The organism is Saltatorellus ferox, from assembly GCA_007751475.1.
GTDB lineage: Bacteria > Planctomycetota > UBA1135 > UBA1135.
This window is the reverse complement of record CP036434.1, coordinates 4,409,848-4,425,904: the sequence shown is the minus strand read 5'-3', so window position 1 is coordinate 4,425,904 and position 16,057 is coordinate 4,409,848. Positions and strand designations below refer to the sequence as shown.

Sequence of the window (16,057 nt, the reverse complement as noted above, 5' to 3'; positions counted from 1 at the left end):
CACCGGTGTTAGCCTGCGCTCATGTTCCAAACCATCAAGGGCCCGGCGCCCGCCATGTCCGAGCGGCGCTCAGGCGCGTACCGCGCGTCCGCCGCGCGCTCGACCGTTTCGCTCCTGGTCAGTTTCCTGGGAGGTCTTCTGGTGGCCGGCTGCGCCTCCGCGTCGAGAACGCCGTCAGGGGGCTACGCCGCGGCGGACTTTTCGCTGGTGCTCCTGCGCACGGGGTCCGCTCCGGAAGGCTCCACGGAGGCGCTCACGCAGGGGCAATTCGACTTCATGAACGAGCTGGCAGAGCAGGGGAAACTGCTGATCGCGGGCCCGTTCGGTCCGGACAAAGACGCGGAAGACTTGATCGGTATTTTTCTCCTCGACGAGCCAGACGTCGAGAACGCACGTGAACTGGGCGGCGGCGATCCGCTGACGCAGGCCGGGGTGCTGCGCCAAGAGGTCCTCCCTCTCACCACGCTCGACGTCATCCGGGTACTGCCCTCCATGGAAACAGCTCGCCAGCGGAGACGCGAAGCGGAAGGCGCAGACATGGAGAAGCCGGACATCCGCGCGTACACGATTCTTACGGCCCCGGACGGTCCCCGCGCGGCCCGTTCGATCTTCCAGCACCCCGCGATCGGCAGCACCGTCGTCCTCATGGCGCGCATGCGAGCGCCGCGCGAGGACGAACTCTTCGCCATCCTCGACGTGCCGACGGCGGCCGAGCTGCGCGCTCGATTGGAGGTTGCGAACGAGGACGGGATCGAGGTTCACATCTCCGAGTGGTACGGCAGCCCCGTGATCGCGGAGCTGGCCCAGCGGGGGGAGTGAGCCCAGGCCAAAGGCGCTCGCAGAACGTGGCTGGAACGGATTCACGATCTCCCGCGTCGCACCGGTGCCCTTCATGCGTGGCACGCGCCCCCTCGACCCTCCCGCCTCCTCCGTTACTGCCACGCCATGATACGATCCCGGAGCGGACGATGAACGAGACCAAGGAAGACCTCGCGCGCTGCCTCGAGGGCACTCGCTTCAGCGGCGAAGAGATGGTGACATTGCCCGTGCTCGACACCGGCGAACTTGCGTTCGGTGTGGCCGTGGATCCGGAGGACATCGAAGGTGCGTGGCGCGAGGCGCGGGCATGTCTTGAGCGCACAGGGCGCTGGCCCGTCGTCATCGAACTTTGGAGTAGTCCCCCGAACGCGAGCCTTTTCGCGCGCCTCACGTCGAGCCAGCCTTTTTCGCGCTTCGGATTCGAACAGAGCGGCACTCAAAAGGAGCGGTTGCCCAGAGCGATCATCGAGCGATCCAAGAGGCTGAACCTCGACCGCTTTCTCGACAAGCTCGAACGGGCTTCCCAGGAAGACTTCAACGGGGAAGAGGAGTGGGAATCCGCGCGAGCCACCACGGCCTATTTCTTTGGAGAATCGCCTGCGGACGAGGAACGACCCCGGCTGATCGCCGATAGCCGATTCGAGATCGACCGCAACTTTCTGGACTGGGAGCTGGCACGTGGAAAGCGCGTCACGGATTCGTCGATGGAGGCCGTCTGGTACGAGCCGAATGACCCGGTGCTCCTCTTCTTGCCGACATCGGTGGGTGCCGAGGCTCTCGCCTATGTCGGCTGGTGGGGCTCGACCTACCACGATGCCGCCTACGACGTCGCCCTGGCTCGACGCTGGGAGCGAGAGTTCGGCGCGGAACTCGTCTCCCACTACGGAACGATGCTTCAGTTCCTCGTCGAGCGCCCACCGGACTCGATCGAGACCGCGTGGAAGCTGGGCCGAGAGCATTGCCTCGTGGCCCCTTGTAGCCTCTTGCTCCCGGGGATCGGGCTCCGGCACTATTCGCGGGGTCTCGTCGACTCTGACCGCTGGTTCTTGCACGAACGCCCCTGAATCCGTGACGGCGGCTACCCACCCTCTGGGGCTCGCGGAAGCGCATTCGGTGGCGCAGACTCCTCGGCCGCGAGAAGTGGCCGGCTCCTACGATCCGCCCGTCAGCTCCGAATCGAAGAAGTTGCTGCCCATCCCCGCGTCCACGACGATGCCCTGGCCGTTGATGCCGCTGGAGCGGGGCGAGAGCAGGAACAGCGTCGTCGCGGCGACTTCCTGGGTCTCGAGGCCCGCCTTCCGCAGCGTGGCCTTCTCGGCGTGCATCCACGAGTCGACGTAGCCGGGGATGCCGGCCGAGGAACTCGTCTTCAAGAGGCCCGCGCGCACGCCGTTGAAACGCACGTGGCTGAAGGCGCTGAAGGACTTGGCCAGGAACACGACGCTCGAATCGAGCGCTGCCTTGATGGGGGCCATGTAGCCGTAGTTCTCGGCGGCCATCGTCGTCGTGGAGATCGAGATCGTGACGACCGAGGCGTCGTCGGCGAAGCTCGGCTTCAGCGCGTTCGCGACCTGCACCAGGGAAAACGCCGAGACGCCGGTCGCCTCGAGGAAGTCGTCCTTTCTCGTCTCGTGAAACGGCTTCCAACCGTCCGAGTAGTTCGCGAACGCGATGCTGTGGACGAGTCCGTGGACCGTGCCGTGGTCCTCATGGATGGACTGGCCCAGGGCCTCGATCGACGCTTCGTCTCTCACGTCGCAAACGTAGACAGGGGCGTCCTCGGTGAGCTTTCGGACCTCCTCGCGTCGCTCCTCCGTTCGCACGACGAAGAGGCAGCGTGCCCCGACCTCGGCGAGCTGCTTCGCGACGTGCCAGGCGACGCTCTTACGGTTCTTCAGGCCCATCACCACGAACGTCTTGCCGCCGAGTCCGAGCCAGTCGCTGCTTTTCGGCATCACGCGTTTCCTTCCGCAGGCTCTGCCGCTGGTGGTGGCGCCACGGCGAGCACGCACTTGAGGCGCACCACGTTCTGCCCCGCGCTCGTCACCTTCGCCGTCACGTAGCGCGCGTTGGAAAGGCGCTCGGTCAGCTGGACCTCGGCCCGCAGAGTTTCGCCCGGTCGCACGATCTTGCGGAAGCGCGCGTCCTCGATGCGGGTGAGGACCGGGACGCCCTCGGCCTCCTTGTCCTCTTGGCTCGTGGCGTAGATCAGCACCGCGCCCGCCTGGAAGCAGAACTCGGAAATGAGCACGCCGGGCAGGACAGGCTCCCCGGGGAAGTGACCCTCGAAGGCGGGCAGGTCCGTGGGCACGTCCCACTCCGCGACGAGCCGATCGCCCTCGTGCTCGACGACGCGGGTCACGAAGAGGAACGGGGGACGATGGGGGATGAAGTCGGTCACGGGGCGCCCGACGATGGATCCTGTTTCGTGCGGGGCCATCAGAGGCCTCCCGTCACGTCGAGCGTGCTACCGGTGATGTAGGCGGCGTCCTTGGACGCCAGGAAAAGAACCGCAGCGGCGACCTCCTCCGGTTCGCCGAAACGGCGCGCGGGCACGGACTTCTTGTAGGAGTCGACGAGCGCCTCCGGCAGGTCGTCGAGCAGCTCGGTCGCGATGAAGCCAGGCGAGACGCAGTTCACCGTGATCTTCCGCTTGGCCACCTCCTTGCAGAGCGAGCGCATCAGGCCGACCTGGCCCGCCTTGGAGGCCGAGTAGTTGCCCTGGCCCTCGAAGCCGAAGCGGCCAGCGGGAGACGTCGTGAAGATGATCCGGCCATAGCGCTGGCGCATCATGTTCTGCACCGCGAACTTGGACATCGTGAAGCCGCCCGTGAGGTTCGTGCGCAGGACCGCATCCCAGTCGTCCGGGGACATCGTCGCCAGGATCGAGTCCCTGCGGATCCCCGAGTTCGCCACGAGCACCGAGACCGGGACGTCCGCGAGGGTCTCCCAGAACGCCGCCGCTGCCTCGTGGTCGGCCGCGTCGAACTTCGGCGTCAGGAGCCGCTCCTGGGCGTCTCCTGACGCCACCCTGAGGGCGTCGGCGGCGGCGTCGTTGCCGAAGTAGGTGGCGTGGACGATCGCCCCTTCCGCGAGGAAGGCCAGGGAAATCGCGCGGCCGATGCCGCGGGTGCCTCCGGTGACGACGACGGTCTGGTTCTCGAAACGCATGGGGGGTGGTGGGTGCTGGGTGGCGGAAGGAAAGGCCCGGCCATTCTCTTCGCGGGGCATGTCTCGGTCGAGGCGCGTCCGGTGTCTGTGGCGACTTTTTTGTCGGGCGAGCACCGGCTTGCGGGTGCCCCCGAGCCGATACAGCCACCAGGGCCGTCCCGCCTCCCCCTGCTCCCCGTCCATGCTGCCACCCAGAACGTCGTCTGCGTCGCCGTCCTCGCACCCGCCACGTGAGCGAGTGCGTCACCCCGCGACAGCGTCTCCCCGGCCTGACGTGCCCAGGTCGACGGTCGTGAAGGTCGTGCTCTGCGTCGTTCTGGTCATCACCGCGGTCGTCCTGGTGGGGAGCCAGCTCCAGACCGGTGAGACGCCGTCCGGCGCCAGGAGGACGAGCTCCGTGGAGGGCGTCCTCCGGAACGCGGGCCACGTGATCAAGCGAACCAAGGGCTACAAGATCGAGCGCTATTGATCCGAATGGAGGAACAGGCGACCCTGGGCCCATGCTCAGCCGCTCATCCGCGCCTCCTTTCGATGTCGTTGTCTTTGACTGCGATTCGACCCTCTCCTCGATCGAGGGCATCGAGGAACTGACCGCCCAGCTTCCCGACGTCCAGCGCGACGACGTCGCGGCGCTCACGAACCTCGCCATGGACGGTCGCGTTCCGCTGGAGGAGGTCTACGGCAGACGACTCGATCTGATCCAGCCGTCCCGCGCGGAGGTCGACGCCATCGGTGCTCGCTACCTGGCGACGCTGACAGCCGGGGCGCTGGAGACGGTGCGCGCGCTGCAGTTCCTCGGCAAGGAGGTCGCCGTGATCTCCGGGGGCCTCGCGCCGCCCGTGGAGGTGGTGGCGCGCTATCTCGGGGTGGCGGAGGATCGCGTCTGGGCGGTCGGAATCGACTTCGATGAGTCGGGAGCCTACGCGGGCTTCGATGCCGCGTCGCCGCTGGCCCGCAGGGGAGGTAAGGCCGAGATCGTCGAGAGGGCCTTCGGGGACTCGTCCATCGTCCTGGTCGGCGACGGCGCGACCGACCTCGAAGCTCGGCGGGTTTGCGATGCCTTCGTGGCCTTCACGGCCGTGGCCGAGCGAGATGAGGTGGCGCGCGGAGCCGACGCCGTTTGTCGAACGGATGACTTCGCCGCGCTGCTGCCGATGCTGTGTACGGAGGAGGAGCTGGAGCGGCTCACCGCTTCCGGGAGTCGAGCGTTCGCGCAGCTCGTGGAGCGCGCGCGCCGCCCGCAGCTCTGGATCCCCGGCCCGACGCGGGTTCGGCCCGAGGTCCTCGATCGCCTGCGCGAGCCGATGATCGGCCACCGGACCGCCGAGATGCGAGGCGTGATCGCCGCGCTCGATCCGCATCTGCGACTCGCCTTCGGGTTGGCGGGCGCACCGCTCCACGAGGTGGGCGTGCACTCCTGTACAGCCACGGCACTGATGGAGATGAGCCTGCGCGCGCTCGCGCCGCGGGCGAGTGAGGGCGACGCATCCGCTCCGGTCCGGGTGCTCTCCCTCGTCAACGGCTCCTTCTCGGAGCGCTACGCCGAGATCGCCGAGTCGGTCGGCGCCCGGGTGACGCGGATCGTGAGTGAGGTCGGCGCACCCGCGGATCTCGCGGCCGCCCGCGTGGCGCTCGACCAGGAAGGCCCGTTCGACGCCATCACGGTTTGTCTTAGCGAGACCTCCAGCGGCGCGCTGACAGAGCCCACGGAGATCGCGGGTGCGCTCGCAAGGCGCGGCGGTGCCATGCTTCTCGTGGACGCGGTGACCTACCTGGCGGCCGCGCCGATCGACGCCGCGCGCCACGGGTTCGACTTCGTCTTCGCAGGGACCCAGAAGGCCCTCGCGCTGCCGCCCGGGCTCGGGGTGTACGCCGTCTCACGTCGGATGCTCGACGCCGCGGCCTCGGCCCCAGACCGCGGCTTCTTCCTCGACCTCCCGCTCATCACGGCCGGGCACCAGGATCAGAACCCGCCGATGACGCCCACCATCCCGCTCCTGCGGGCACTGCTGTACCAGCTCGAAACGATCACCGACGGGGGCCTCGAAGTGCGGCTCCTCGGCGAGCCCGCCGCGGGCCGCAGCGGATGGGAGCTGCGCTTCGCCCGCCACGCGAAGATGCGGGCGATGAGCTCCGAGTGGCTGGACGAGCACGGCCTGCAGCGGCCAGGCCCCCAGGCGCACGTCACGGCATCGCCGACCGTCACCTGCATCGGCCTCGGGGAACCGAGGGTGCCCGGCATCCTGGCGGGCATGCGTGCGGCGGGCTTCGAGATCGCTCCCGGCTACGGCGTCCTCAAGGCATCCCACGTCAGGATCGGGCACATGGGGGACCACCCGGTGCAGGAATTCAGGGCCCTGCTCTCTGCGCTATCGGGCATCCTGCACGGCTGACCGTCCCGGCCCACTCCACCCCGACAGCACTCCCGTGATCAGCCTCAAGCACTTCGTCGCCTCGACCTTCACGGATCTCTCCTTCAAGAAGAAGGTGATGGTCCGCGGTTCCCTTCTTCTTCTCGGCGTGGGGCTGGCCGCCAAGGGCTACTCCGCGCTGGCCGATTCGGAATTCGGCAGCGGGGAGATGACGTGGACGAGCGTGCAGAGCGGCGCGGGCTACCTCGGTGGCTTCGCGCTCGGCGCGCTCCTGCGAATGTTCTTCAAGCTGAGCCTGCTCGTGGGCTTCGGTCTCGCGGTGATCGGGTTCGGCCTGTCGAAGGTGGGGCTCGTCGAGCTGCCGTTCGAGAGCCTCGGCGACATCGTCGGTGCCTTCGCGGAGGCCTCGAAGCGCCAGATGGCGGACCTCCAGGAATTCCTCAGCGGCTTCCTGCCGGCCTCCGTGATGAGCGGGCTCGGCGTGGCCTCCGGCGTCACGCAGAGACCGGACTGGACGCCCGACGACGAATAGCGGTGCGCGGGGCGGGGAGCGCAGCGCGTGTCCCTCTTCGGGAATCGCGGCGGGATTCGGTGCGCTCTCGCTCAAAGCCGGATAGTCGTTACCTGGCGCGAACACGGGAGGGGCCCGACGTTCTCGCGCAGACCAAGACCATCCACCGCCATGCAGTACTCTCGCTTCTCCGCTCTCTTCCTCTCGGCTTCCCTCGGTCTACTCAGCGTCAGCTGCACGAGCGGTGACGGGATCTCCACCTCCTCCGGTGACGGTGGGAGCGGCGGCGGCGGCGCAGGTGGCGGGGGCGGCGTCGCTTCCCCGACCGAGTCCCTCGACGACATCGACCTGGACGCCGATCTCGATGGCGACCGGATCGTCGACGTGCCGGATACGGTGGACCCTCTCTTCACGAAGCTGTTCACCCGCTACACCGCGGTCGAAACGAGCGCGGGCCGAATTCACCTCCTCGCGCAGCCGGGCGTCTCCGACGCGAAGATCACGCGCAGCCGCTCGATCCTGAAGCAGCTCGTCTCTCCCGTCGCCGGCAGTCCCGAAGGCGCCAACAAGGACGACGTCGTCGCCGCCATGGTGAACCGAGGTGCTCTCGCCGCGCTCTTCACCGATACGGCTTCGATCGATCCGAACGACCAGGACATCGCCGATCTCCTCGCCGCTGTCGGCGCCTCGAGCGTCGCGCTTCCGGCCGATCACATCGTGCTCGAGGGCTCCCCGGAGTACATGGCGGCGCTGCCCGCCGAGGACAACTCGTTCGGCGTCCTCGCCGCCCTCGTTCATCGCACGGGTCTCGTTCCCGCGCGCGCTTCCTTCGCCAGCCAGCTCGATGGCCACGCGGCCAGCGCCATCACGAACGGTCTCTTCACGCCGCGCGCCGGGACGCCCGCCGCGGAGAACACCGGGGTCTTCCTGACCGCCCTGATGGACGTGCACAGCGGGGTCTTCGGCCACGATCCGAGCGGCGACGGCATCGCCCGTGGCGCCGCGGGCACGCTCGAGGCCATCGACCGCGGGTCCCTGGAGATGGCGCTGCCCCAGGCCTCCAAGTGGATCGACGACTTCTTCGGAACGAATCACACCTTCGAGGCGATCCTCCCGGAGAGCTTCACCGGCAACTTCGACTGCCTCCGCCGCCAGTCCACGCCCTACAGTGCCCGCTCCCAGCACCTGCGTAACGTCCGCATGACCGGCACGAACAGCGGCGAGATCTTCGGCGCACCGTTCGACTCGATCCTGACCGGCAACAGCGGGAACAACAACCTCAAGGGGCGCCGCGGCTACGACACCATCGACGGCGGTGACGGCTTCGACACGGCGGTCTTCAGCGGCCCCCTCTCGGACTACCGGGTCGAGGTGCTCCCCGACCGCGTCATCGTCGAGGATGTCCTCGGCGGCCACGAGCAGCTCGACACGCTCTTCGGTATCGAACGGCTCCAGTTCACGGACGGCGGCTTCAACCTCTGATTCCAGGGGGCAGTTCCCCGGAAGGGGGCCCCTGACAGGTAGGCACTCCCGGAGTCTTTCGACGACTCCGGGAGTGCTTTTCTTGTGCCGAACTGCTACACCTGAGCGCTCTGCGGGAGTGGATCGGTGCTGGTGTGCCGCCCGGTCTTCAAAGCCGGTTTGGGCCTCGTGAACAGCGGGGCCGGTGGGTTCGATTCCCATGCACTCCCGCCATTTCTTTGCTTCGCCGAGTCCGCCGCTGCTTCGTCCGATGCGGAGCGCATCGAATGGCCGTCACCGCACATCCCGCGAGCCAGCGAGCGATCGATCCCCACGATCTGCCTCTGTCGCTACGCCTCATGCGCGGCGGGTTCAGGTCGCTTCGGTTCGTCTCGAGGGGGCTCGCGGCTCGGCTCGTGGCCCATCTCTTCGTGAAGCCGAGGCGTCACCCGGTGCCGGAGCGCGAGAGGGCCATCCTCGCCCGGGGAGTCCGGTCGGAGGTCCTGTACGGTGACAAGCGCATCGCCGTCTGGACGTTCGAGCCCGACGCCGAGGCGGGAACTTCCCGCGGCGCGGCCCTCCTGGTGCACGGCTGGGAGGGGCGGGGCGGTCAGCTCGGGGCCTGGGTCGAGCCGCTCCGGGCCGCCGGCTACTCCGTCGTGACGTTCGATCACGTGGGGCACGGCGAGTCCGACGGTCAGCGCTGCTCGCTGCCGACGATGCGTAACACGCTCCGGTGCGTGGCCAAGGCGGTGCTTCCCGAAGGATGCGACGGCCCTGCGGCTCTGGTCGCGCACTCCATGGGGACATTCGCGTCGAGCCTCTTGCTCGCCGACGGCTGGCGAAAGACGCGCGTGGTGTATCTGTCCCCGCCGGACGATCTGCTCGTGTATTTCGCCCGCTACCTGGAACTCGTCACTGGCAGCGATGAGCTGCTGCCGGACCTGATCCGCCTCATGGAAGAGCGATTCGGCGAACGAGCGGACGAGTTCCAGTTCCACAAGCTCGTCGAGACACTCGATCAGCCACTGCGGATCCTTCACTCCATCGACGACCTCGACGTTCCGATCGAAGGCGGACGGTACGTCGCGGCGCACTGGCCGGGGGCGAGTCTCCGCGAGGTCGATGGTCTCGGCCATCGGAAGATCCTCCAGGACCCCGGGGTGGTGGCCGACGGCGTGGCCTTCCTCACCCAGCCTGCTCCCGGTCGTCCGGTGGAGCGACCCCACGAAGGGGATTCGTGAATAGTCGACTCCCCAGGGGGTAGCGCACCGCGCTCGGGTGGCCCATCGGTAGGATGGACCCCTGCTTCTCGTTCCGGGCCACGCCTCCATGCTCCACCTCACCTCTCGTCCCCGATACGGGCTCATGGCCCTCCTCGCACTCGTCTGCCTCCTGGGCGGTGGTGCCCTCGCGCCGTTCGGTAGCGCTGCCGCTGCCGCCTCCGCGCAGGCGGATCTGCCCGACCAGGAGCCGATCGATTCCGTAGGCGCCTACGTCATCCGCATCGATGGCCCGCTGGACGCAGGGCACCAGGCCCTGTTCCTCAGGGCGGTGAGCCAGGCCAAGGCTTCGGACGCGGCCCTCGTGATGGCCTTCGACACGCCCGGGGGCGAGATCACGCGCATGCGACAGTTCGCGGGCTCCGTCGACCAGGCCGTCAAGGAGGGCGTCCACGTGATCGGCTGGGTGGACGACGAGGCGCTCTCGGCGGGGACCTGGATCTACATCAGCGCCGCGTCCCTCTACATGCGCGAGCGTTCGACGATCGGAGCGGCCCAGGCGGTCCAGCTCACGCCCGGGGGCATGGCGCCCGCGGCCGAGAAGTACGCGTCCGCCTACCGCGCCTGGGTCAGGGCCTGGGCGGAATCCCACGGTCAGTCTCCGCTGCTCGCCCAGGCGATGATCGACCCGGAGACCGAGGTGCGACGCGTGAAGATCGAGGGCGTCGAGCAGCTGATCAGCGGCGTCCAGTGGAACGACATGGTCGGACGGGGCGAGGCACCGGAACTCGTCGGCACCGTGGTACGACAGGGCGAACTCTGGGCGATCACGGGTCGCGAGGCGATCCAGTACGGTTTCGCCGATGCGCTCGCCGAGACCGTCGAAGAGGTCCTTGCGAAGGACGGGATGGCGGGCGTACGGGTGGTCCAGCTCGAGAGTACGCGCGCCGAGGACCTGCTCGCTTCGCTTCACGGCATGCGGATCCTGCTCTTGTTCCTGGGCCTCGTCTTCGGCTACATCGAGCTGAAGGTGCCCGGGTTCGGCGTCCCGGGGATCCTCAGCCTGTGTGCGTTCGTGGTGCTCTTCGCGGGGCAGTATCTGATCGGGCTGGCCAACGTGCCGCACATGGTGCTCGCGGGCATCGGCGTGGCGCTCGTCGCCACCGAACTCTTCGTGTTGCCGGGAACGATCTGGCCCGGGCTCGTGGGGGCTCTTTGTCTGATCGCGGGCCTTCTCATGAGCCAGGTGGGCCCGGGGCTCTCCATGCAGAGCGCCTGGGACCGCGAGATCCTCTTCGACGCGACGTTCCAGCTGGCGCTCACGGCGGCCGTGTCGCTCGCGGCGATCTGGCTCCTCTCGCGCTACCTGCCGAACACGCCGCTGCTCGGTCGCATGGTGCTGGCGGGCGGTGCGCCGGATGCGCCCGGGGACGCCGATGCGTCGCCCGAGAGCCGGCCGGGATCCACCCATGCGAGCCACGCTCGTCGCGGGGCTGCCGGGCGCGCGAAGACGACGCTCCGACCGGTGGGTATCGTCGTCCTCGACGGCGACCCTGCGGGTGTCGAGCACGAGGCGCGCTCCGAGTCAGGATTGATCGACGCGGGCGCCCATGTCACCGTGATCGAGGTCGCCGCCGGTCGACTCGTCGTACGGCCCGCTGCCACGCCCCCAATCACCTGATTCGCGCATGACGACCACCATCATTCTCCTGTTCGCAGCCGGCCTCGTGCTCATCATCGCCGAGGTCTTCGTTCCGAGCATGGGCCTGCTCGGGCTGGCTGCGACGCTCTGCATCGCTGGCTCCATCGGGATGGCCTTCTACGAGGACACCGGAGCGGGCGCGACGATGCTCGTGGCGACCGCCGTGCTGGTTCCGCTCGTGATGACGTTCGGGATCAAGCTCTTCCCGAGCACACCGATGGGCAAGAAGCTCATGGCACGTGGCTACAGCTTCGAGGACGGCGCCGGCGTCGATCGGCGCGACCAGAGCCTGGCGGGTAAAACGGGGATCGTCGAGGCGCCCCTGCGACCGGCTGGCATCGCACGAATCGAGGATCGGCGCGTCGACGTCGTCAGCCGAGGCGAATTGATCGACCGCGGCGAGCCCATCGTGGTGGTCGAGGTCTCCGGGAACCGCGTCATCGTGGCCCGGGCCTGACGAAGGGCTTCGAGTCCGCTCCCAAGAACACACGGGTCAGCGATCCGCTGACGTATCCCCCTAACGCCAAAACCACCATGTCTCAACTACTCGCCTTCGGCGTGTTCGCGCTCCAGGATCCCATTGCAGCAGAAGGTCAGCTCCAGGGGTTGGCCAAGACGATCGGCCTCGTCTTCCTGGTTCTCTTTCTGCTCGCGTTCCTCGTCCTCTTCCTCAAGTACGCGAAGCTCTACATTCAGGCCGTGCTCTCCGGGGCGGACGTCGGCCTGTTCGACATGCTCGCGATGAGCCTTCGAAAGGTGAACCCGACCATCATCGTGGCGGGCCGGATCAACCTGGTGCAGGCGCGAATCAACGGGATCTCGTCGAACGATCTGGAGGCGCACTACCTCGCGGGCGGCAACGTGCCGCGCGTCGTGGCGGCGATCATCTCGGCCAACAAAGCGGGCCTCGACCTCGACTTCAAGACGGCCACCGGCATCGACCTCGCGGGTCGTGACGTGCTGGAAGCCGTGCGTACCAGCGTGACGCCCAAGGTCATCGACTGCCCGGATCCCACGAAGGGCAAGAGCGAGGTGGCGGCCGTCGCGAAGGACGGTATCCAGGTGCTCGCGAAGGCCCGCGTGACGGTGCGAACCAACATCGCGCGCCTCGTCGGCGGCGCCGGCGAGGAGACCATCATCGCCCGCGTGGGCGAGGGTATCGTCTCGACGATCGGTTCCATGGAAACGCACCAGCGCGCGCTGGAGAACCCGGATCAGATCTCGAAGACCGTGCTTGACCGCGGCCTCGATGCGGGTACGGCGTTCGAGATCGTCTCGATCGACATCGCGGACGTGGACATCGGCCACAACATCGGCGCGCGGCTCCAGGCCGACCAGGCCGAGGCCGACAAGCGCGTGGCCCAGGCGCTCGCCGAGAAGCGCCGGGCCATGGCGGTCGCGGCCGAGCAGGAGTTCATCGCCCAGGTCCAGGAGAACCGCGCCAAGGTGGTCGCGGCCGAGGCCCTCGTGCCCGCGGCCATGGCGGAGGCCCTTCGCAACGGCAACCTCGGCGTGATGGACATGCTGCGGCTCAAGAACCTCGAGTCCGACACGACGATGCGCCGCAGCATCGGTGGAGACTCCACCGGCGCCACCACCGAAGCGCCCACCAACTGAGCCGTGAGCTTTCTCACGTCATTCGCAGGCTGCGACTGGACGGGCCCTCTGGGCCTGCTCCAGCGCCCCCAGGCACCCGAGAGCCCCTTCAAGGACGTGCTCGGATGGATCATCGTGTTCTTCGTGATCGTCTGGCCGATCCTGCGTGGGATCATGGAGACGGCGCGTACGCAGCGGAAGGAGTTCGAAGAAAAGGAAGGGAAGCAGGCGAAGGGAGCCGCCGGCCCGCCGCGCCCTGCCCGTCGGAAGCGTACGCTCGAGGAGATCCTCGAGGGCAAGCTGGAGCGCGCGGACGTCGACGTCCGCGCGCCCTCCGAGGCGTCGACGGCGGCTCCAGCCAGGCCTCCCGTCAGCCGCGCAACGGTCCCCAAGTCGGCGCCCCCTGCGGCACGTTTCGGCGAGCGTCCGGCCGGTGAGAGCACCGCGCCGGTATATCGCGCGAACGATCTCCTGGGGGGCGATTCCTACGCCGATTCCTACGGGGAGGACTCGGTAGACCTCGTGGGGGATCCCTACGACGAAGCTGCGATGACGAGGGACCTCGTGCCGGATGCGAAGCTACGTCGCATCCCGACCGAGGACGAGGTCGAGGCCGGAAGCCCGATGAGCGGGACCCAGGCTCGCGGCGTCACCGCCGCCACGGTGGCGAATCAGCCGGGGCGTCTGGCCGCGGCGCCCGTGCCCGCGAACCTGGTCCGAGAGGACCCCGAAGTCCTCTTCGGGCGCCTGAAGAAGCCGCTCACGCCGTGGCAGAAAGCCTTCGTCCTGAGGGAGGTGCTCGGTACCCCTCTTTCGTCCCGCCCGTCCCCGACCCTGACCGACCTGCCGGACTGATCGGCAGACCTGCATCTCTCCATGGCTACCAAGAAGCGCTACTGGCTCGTGAAGTCCGAGCCGGACGTCTTTTCGTACGCGGACCTCGTCGCCTCCAAGAACAGCACCACGCTGTGGGACGGCGTTCGCAACTACCAGGCGCGCAACACCATGCGCGATGACATGAAGGTGGGGGACCTGGTCCTTTACTACCACTCGAACACGAAGCCGCCGGGCGTGGTGGGGGTGGCGGAGGTGGTGAGGGAGGGCTATCCGGACCCGACTCAGTTCGATCCGAACGACAGCCACTTCGATCCGAAGGCCAAGGTGGAGGACCCGACGTGGATCGTGGTCGATGTCCGCGCGAAGGCAGAGCTGCCCGAGTACGTCCCGCTCGACGCGCTGAAAGCGAACGCGAAACTGGCGGAGATGGCCGTGATCCAAAGGGGCCAGCGACTCTCGGTCCAGCCGGTCAGCGCCGCTCACTTCCGTGAGGTCCTTCGAATGGGCGGGCTCAAGGCGGCGGATCTGGGCTGAGATGGTTGGATTCGTTGGGGGAGTGTTATTGGGGGACTAATTGGGTCTCTTTTGGGGCCTGAATGACCCGCAAGGGAGTCTTTGGAGGTCGTTCTCGGAGCCCCGCAATCGCCCTTTTTGGCCCCTGGGGAGGGGTTGCCCCTTGATCCAGGGGCTATTCTGTGTCGTCCTGTGGGGGTCCTCAGGTGGCCCAACAGCCCGAGCCCTGCGGATTCACCCGCCCCAACCCCTCTCCTCTACAGCCCCCATCCCAGATGAGCCAGAACTACGACCAGCTCGTGGAAGCCGTCAACGCCTGCCGCGAAGACATCGAGAAAGCCGAAGCCGGCAACAAGGCCGCGACCTCCCGCGTCCGCAAGTCGATGCAGGAAATCAAGGCGATCGCGCAGGAGCTCCGCAAGGAGATGCTCGAGATCCGCGACGCAGGCGGCACCAAGTGAACAGCTGATCGAAAGGTTCAGCGTCCCTGACGCCACCCCCGCGGTGGTCAGGGATTCAAGAGGAGCGTCCGCTCGCCTTCGGGCCAGCGCGGCGCTCCTTCTTCTTGGGAGTCGCTCGGGCGCAGTTCCCAGCACTGGAGCACGTCCTTCCCGGGCGCGAGCGCACGGTAGAGATGGGGGAAGTCCTCGCCCCTGCGCGAGGGCTCCATGCGCAGGTCCTCCAGCACGGCGGCCCGGTCGATCTCCAGGAGCAGGACCCGGGTCGCGTCGGCGAAGTAGGCCTCGAGCGTGCCCCCGAGCTGGTGGGCGAACGAGAAGTGCACGAAGCCCTCCTCGTCCAGAGAGGCTGCGTGGTAACCCTCGAGGATCTCGTCCACCGAAAGAGCCTCGAACTCACCGTCCGCGCGGATCAGGTGGAACAGTCGGCGCTCTGCCCTGGGCACGAAGACCTCCAACGCCTGGTCCTGGGAGAGCAAGCCCTTCTCCCGGGCGAAGTCGCCCAGCGCCTGGATCGCGGCTTCGCCCTCGTGCCCGAGCCGCCGGGTCCAGCCGTTCACATACAGGTCGACGTGCTCCCAGAGGGCGTGCTCATCGAGCTCCTGCGCGTGGGCTGCCATGGTAGGAAGGGTTTCCTCCCGATGGTCGTCGGCGTAGGCCAGGGAGCGCCACAGCGCGTCCTGGACGCGGTCCATGGTCTCATCGTCGAGGGTTCGTCTCGCGAAGAGGCCACCCAGGGGCAGCGGTGACTTGGTCTCGCTCTCCCAGGCGGCCCCGAGGTCCTCGATGTGGCAGAGCTCCTTCTCCTCGTAGGTGAAGCGCCCCTCGTGGATGCAGACGCCGTAGTCGGCTTCACCGCTCTCCAGGGCGGGCATGATCTCCGAGAAGACGACCTGCTCCGGCTCGGCTGAGCGGCGTTCCGAAAGGCTGTAGAAGAGCCGGTAGAGCAGGGTCGCGGTGGTCTCGGCACCGGGGCAGAGCACGCGGTCCTCGGGGCCGGGGATCGTGTCCTCGAGCCCCGTGCGCGCCAGAAGGACCGGGCCGTTGCCGAAGCCGAGCGCGGAGCCGGTCGGAAGCGCTACGAGTTCGTCGGCATGTCGCAGGGCGAGATGGTAGCTCGCTTTGGCCACGTCGAACTCGCCGCGGCTCAGTCGATCGTTGAGCTCCTGGACGTCCATGAGCTCGATGTTCAGGCGCAGACCCGGGGTTTCGATCTTGCCCTGGAGCAGCGCGTGAAAGAGGTAGGTGTCGTTCGGGCACGTCGAGATGCCCACGTGGAGGACGCGCTCGGCGCCTTCTTGCGGTTGGGATGGCTTCACGTTCGTCAATCTAGGCGATCCTGCTCCATTCCTGGGGCTGATCTGCCCCATGTGTCGGTCCGCCTGCGGATGCGG

17 protein-coding genes and 1 tRNA gene are annotated in these 16,057 nt (G+C 67.8%); 14 read left to right on the top strand and 4 right to left on the bottom strand.

Annotation, left to right across the window (positions count from 1 at the left end; all coding sequences use genetic code 11):
* Nucleotides 1-21: 21 nt before the first annotated feature.
* Entirely contained in the window at nt 22-819 is a 798-nt protein-coding gene (locus Poly30_RS15810; protein ID WP_145199062.1) for a YciI family protein, read from the top strand.
* A 149-nt stretch (nt 820-968) separates the two neighbouring features.
* Nucleotides 969-1,883, top strand: a complete 915-nt coding sequence (locus Poly30_RS15805) for a DUF4253 domain-containing protein (RefSeq protein WP_145199059.1) — start codon at nt 969-971, stop codon at nt 1,881-1,883.
* Between the two features lie 87 nt (nt 1,884-1,970).
* Here Poly30_RS15805 and Poly30_RS15800 read toward each other — a convergent pair whose 3' ends face one another.
* The 3 genes from Poly30_RS15800 to fabG are packed head-to-tail and all read right to left on the bottom strand — an operon-like array spanning nt 1,971 to nt 3,990.
* Nucleotides 1,971-2,774, bottom strand: coding sequence for an enoyl-ACP reductase FabI (locus tag Poly30_RS15800; protein WP_145199056.1), 804 nt, complete (start codon nt 2,772-2,774; stop codon nt 1,971-1,973).
* The gene (locus Poly30_RS15795) at nt 2,774-3,259 is read right to left on the bottom strand and encodes a 3-hydroxyacyl-ACP dehydratase FabZ family protein (RefSeq protein WP_145199053.1); all 486 of its coding nucleotides are present in this window, start codon (nt 3,257-3,259) and stop codon (nt 2,774-2,776) included. Before Poly30_RS15795 ends, Poly30_RS15800 begins: the two co-directional genes overlap by 1 nt.
* Nucleotides 3,259-3,990, bottom strand: coding sequence for a 3-oxoacyl-ACP reductase FabG (gene fabG, locus Poly30_RS15790; RefSeq protein ID WP_145199050.1), 732 nt, complete (start codon nt 3,988-3,990; stop codon nt 3,259-3,261). The genes Poly30_RS15795 and fabG overlap by 1 nt, the downstream gene beginning before the upstream one ends.
* 274 nt (nt 3,991-4,264) lie before the next feature.
* On the opposite strand from fabG, the gene Poly30_RS15785 reads away from it, so the two are divergent.
* From Poly30_RS15785 to Poly30_RS15735, 12 genes are all read left to right on the top strand, one after another.
* Entirely contained in the window at nt 4,265-4,459 is a 195-nt protein-coding gene (locus Poly30_RS15785; RefSeq protein WP_145199046.1) for a hypothetical protein, read from the top strand.
* 31 nt (nt 4,460-4,490) lie between these two features.
* On the top strand, nt 4,491-6,383 hold the full coding sequence (locus Poly30_RS15780) for an HAD-IB family phosphatase (RefSeq protein ID WP_145199042.1): 1,893 nt from the start codon (nt 4,491-4,493) through the stop codon (nt 6,381-6,383).
* A gap of 34 nt (nt 6,384-6,417) precedes the next feature.
* Nucleotides 6,418-6,894 carry a hypothetical protein gene (locus tag Poly30_RS15775; RefSeq protein ID WP_145199039.1) on the top strand — a complete coding sequence of 159 codons (477 nt, stop codon included), beginning with the start codon at nt 6,418-6,420 and terminating at the stop codon, nt 6,892-6,894.
* 150 nt (nt 6,895-7,044) lie between these two features.
* Entirely contained in the window at nt 7,045-8,355 is a 1,311-nt protein-coding gene (locus Poly30_RS15770; protein WP_145199036.1) for a hypothetical protein, read from the top strand.
* A gap of 114 nt (nt 8,356-8,469) precedes the next feature.
* Nucleotides 8,470-8,568, top strand: a tRNA-Sec gene (locus Poly30_RS28540).
* A gap of 53 nt (nt 8,569-8,621) precedes the next feature.
* Nucleotides 8,622-9,578 carry an alpha/beta hydrolase gene (locus Poly30_RS15765; RefSeq protein ID WP_145199033.1) on the top strand — a complete coding sequence of 319 codons (957 nt, stop codon included), beginning with the start codon at nt 8,622-8,624 and terminating at the stop codon, nt 9,576-9,578.
* 124 nt (nt 9,579-9,702) lie between these two features.
* A complete protein-coding gene (locus tag Poly30_RS15760) occupies nt 9,703-11,238 on the top strand; it encodes an NfeD family protein (RefSeq protein WP_419190243.1) in 1,536 nt (511 codons plus the stop codon).
* Nucleotides 11,239-11,245: 7 nt separating this feature from the next.
* Nucleotides 11,246-11,716: an NfeD family protein gene (locus Poly30_RS15755; RefSeq protein ID WP_145199027.1), complete on the top strand. Its 471-nt coding sequence runs from the start codon at nt 11,246-11,248 to the stop codon at nt 11,714-11,716.
* 77 nt (nt 11,717-11,793) lie between these two features.
* Nucleotides 11,794-12,876 carry a flotillin-like protein FloA gene (floA, locus tag Poly30_RS15750; protein WP_145199024.1) on the top strand — a complete coding sequence of 361 codons (1,083 nt, stop codon included), beginning with the start codon at nt 11,794-11,796 and terminating at the stop codon, nt 12,874-12,876.
* Nucleotides 12,877-12,879: 3 nt separating this feature from the next.
* Nucleotides 12,880-13,710: a hypothetical protein gene (locus Poly30_RS15745; protein ID WP_145199021.1), complete on the top strand. Its 831-nt coding sequence runs from the start codon at nt 12,880-12,882 to the stop codon at nt 13,708-13,710.
* A 21-nt stretch (nt 13,711-13,731) separates the two neighbouring features.
* Entirely contained in the window at nt 13,732-14,226 is a 495-nt protein-coding gene (locus Poly30_RS15740) for an EVE domain-containing protein (RefSeq protein WP_145199018.1), read from the top strand.
* Between the two features lie 254 nt (nt 14,227-14,480).
* On the top strand, nt 14,481-14,666 hold the full coding sequence (locus tag Poly30_RS15735; RefSeq protein ID WP_145199015.1) for a histone H1: 186 nt from the start codon (nt 14,481-14,483) through the stop codon (nt 14,664-14,666).
* 47 nt (nt 14,667-14,713) lie between these two features.
* On the opposite strand, the gene Poly30_RS15730 is transcribed toward Poly30_RS15735, so the two are convergent.
* A complete protein-coding gene (locus Poly30_RS15730) occupies nt 14,714-15,982 on the bottom strand; it encodes an MqnA/MqnD/SBP family protein (protein WP_419190242.1) in 1,269 nt (422 codons plus the stop codon).
* Nucleotides 15,983-16,057: the final 75 nt, after the last annotated feature.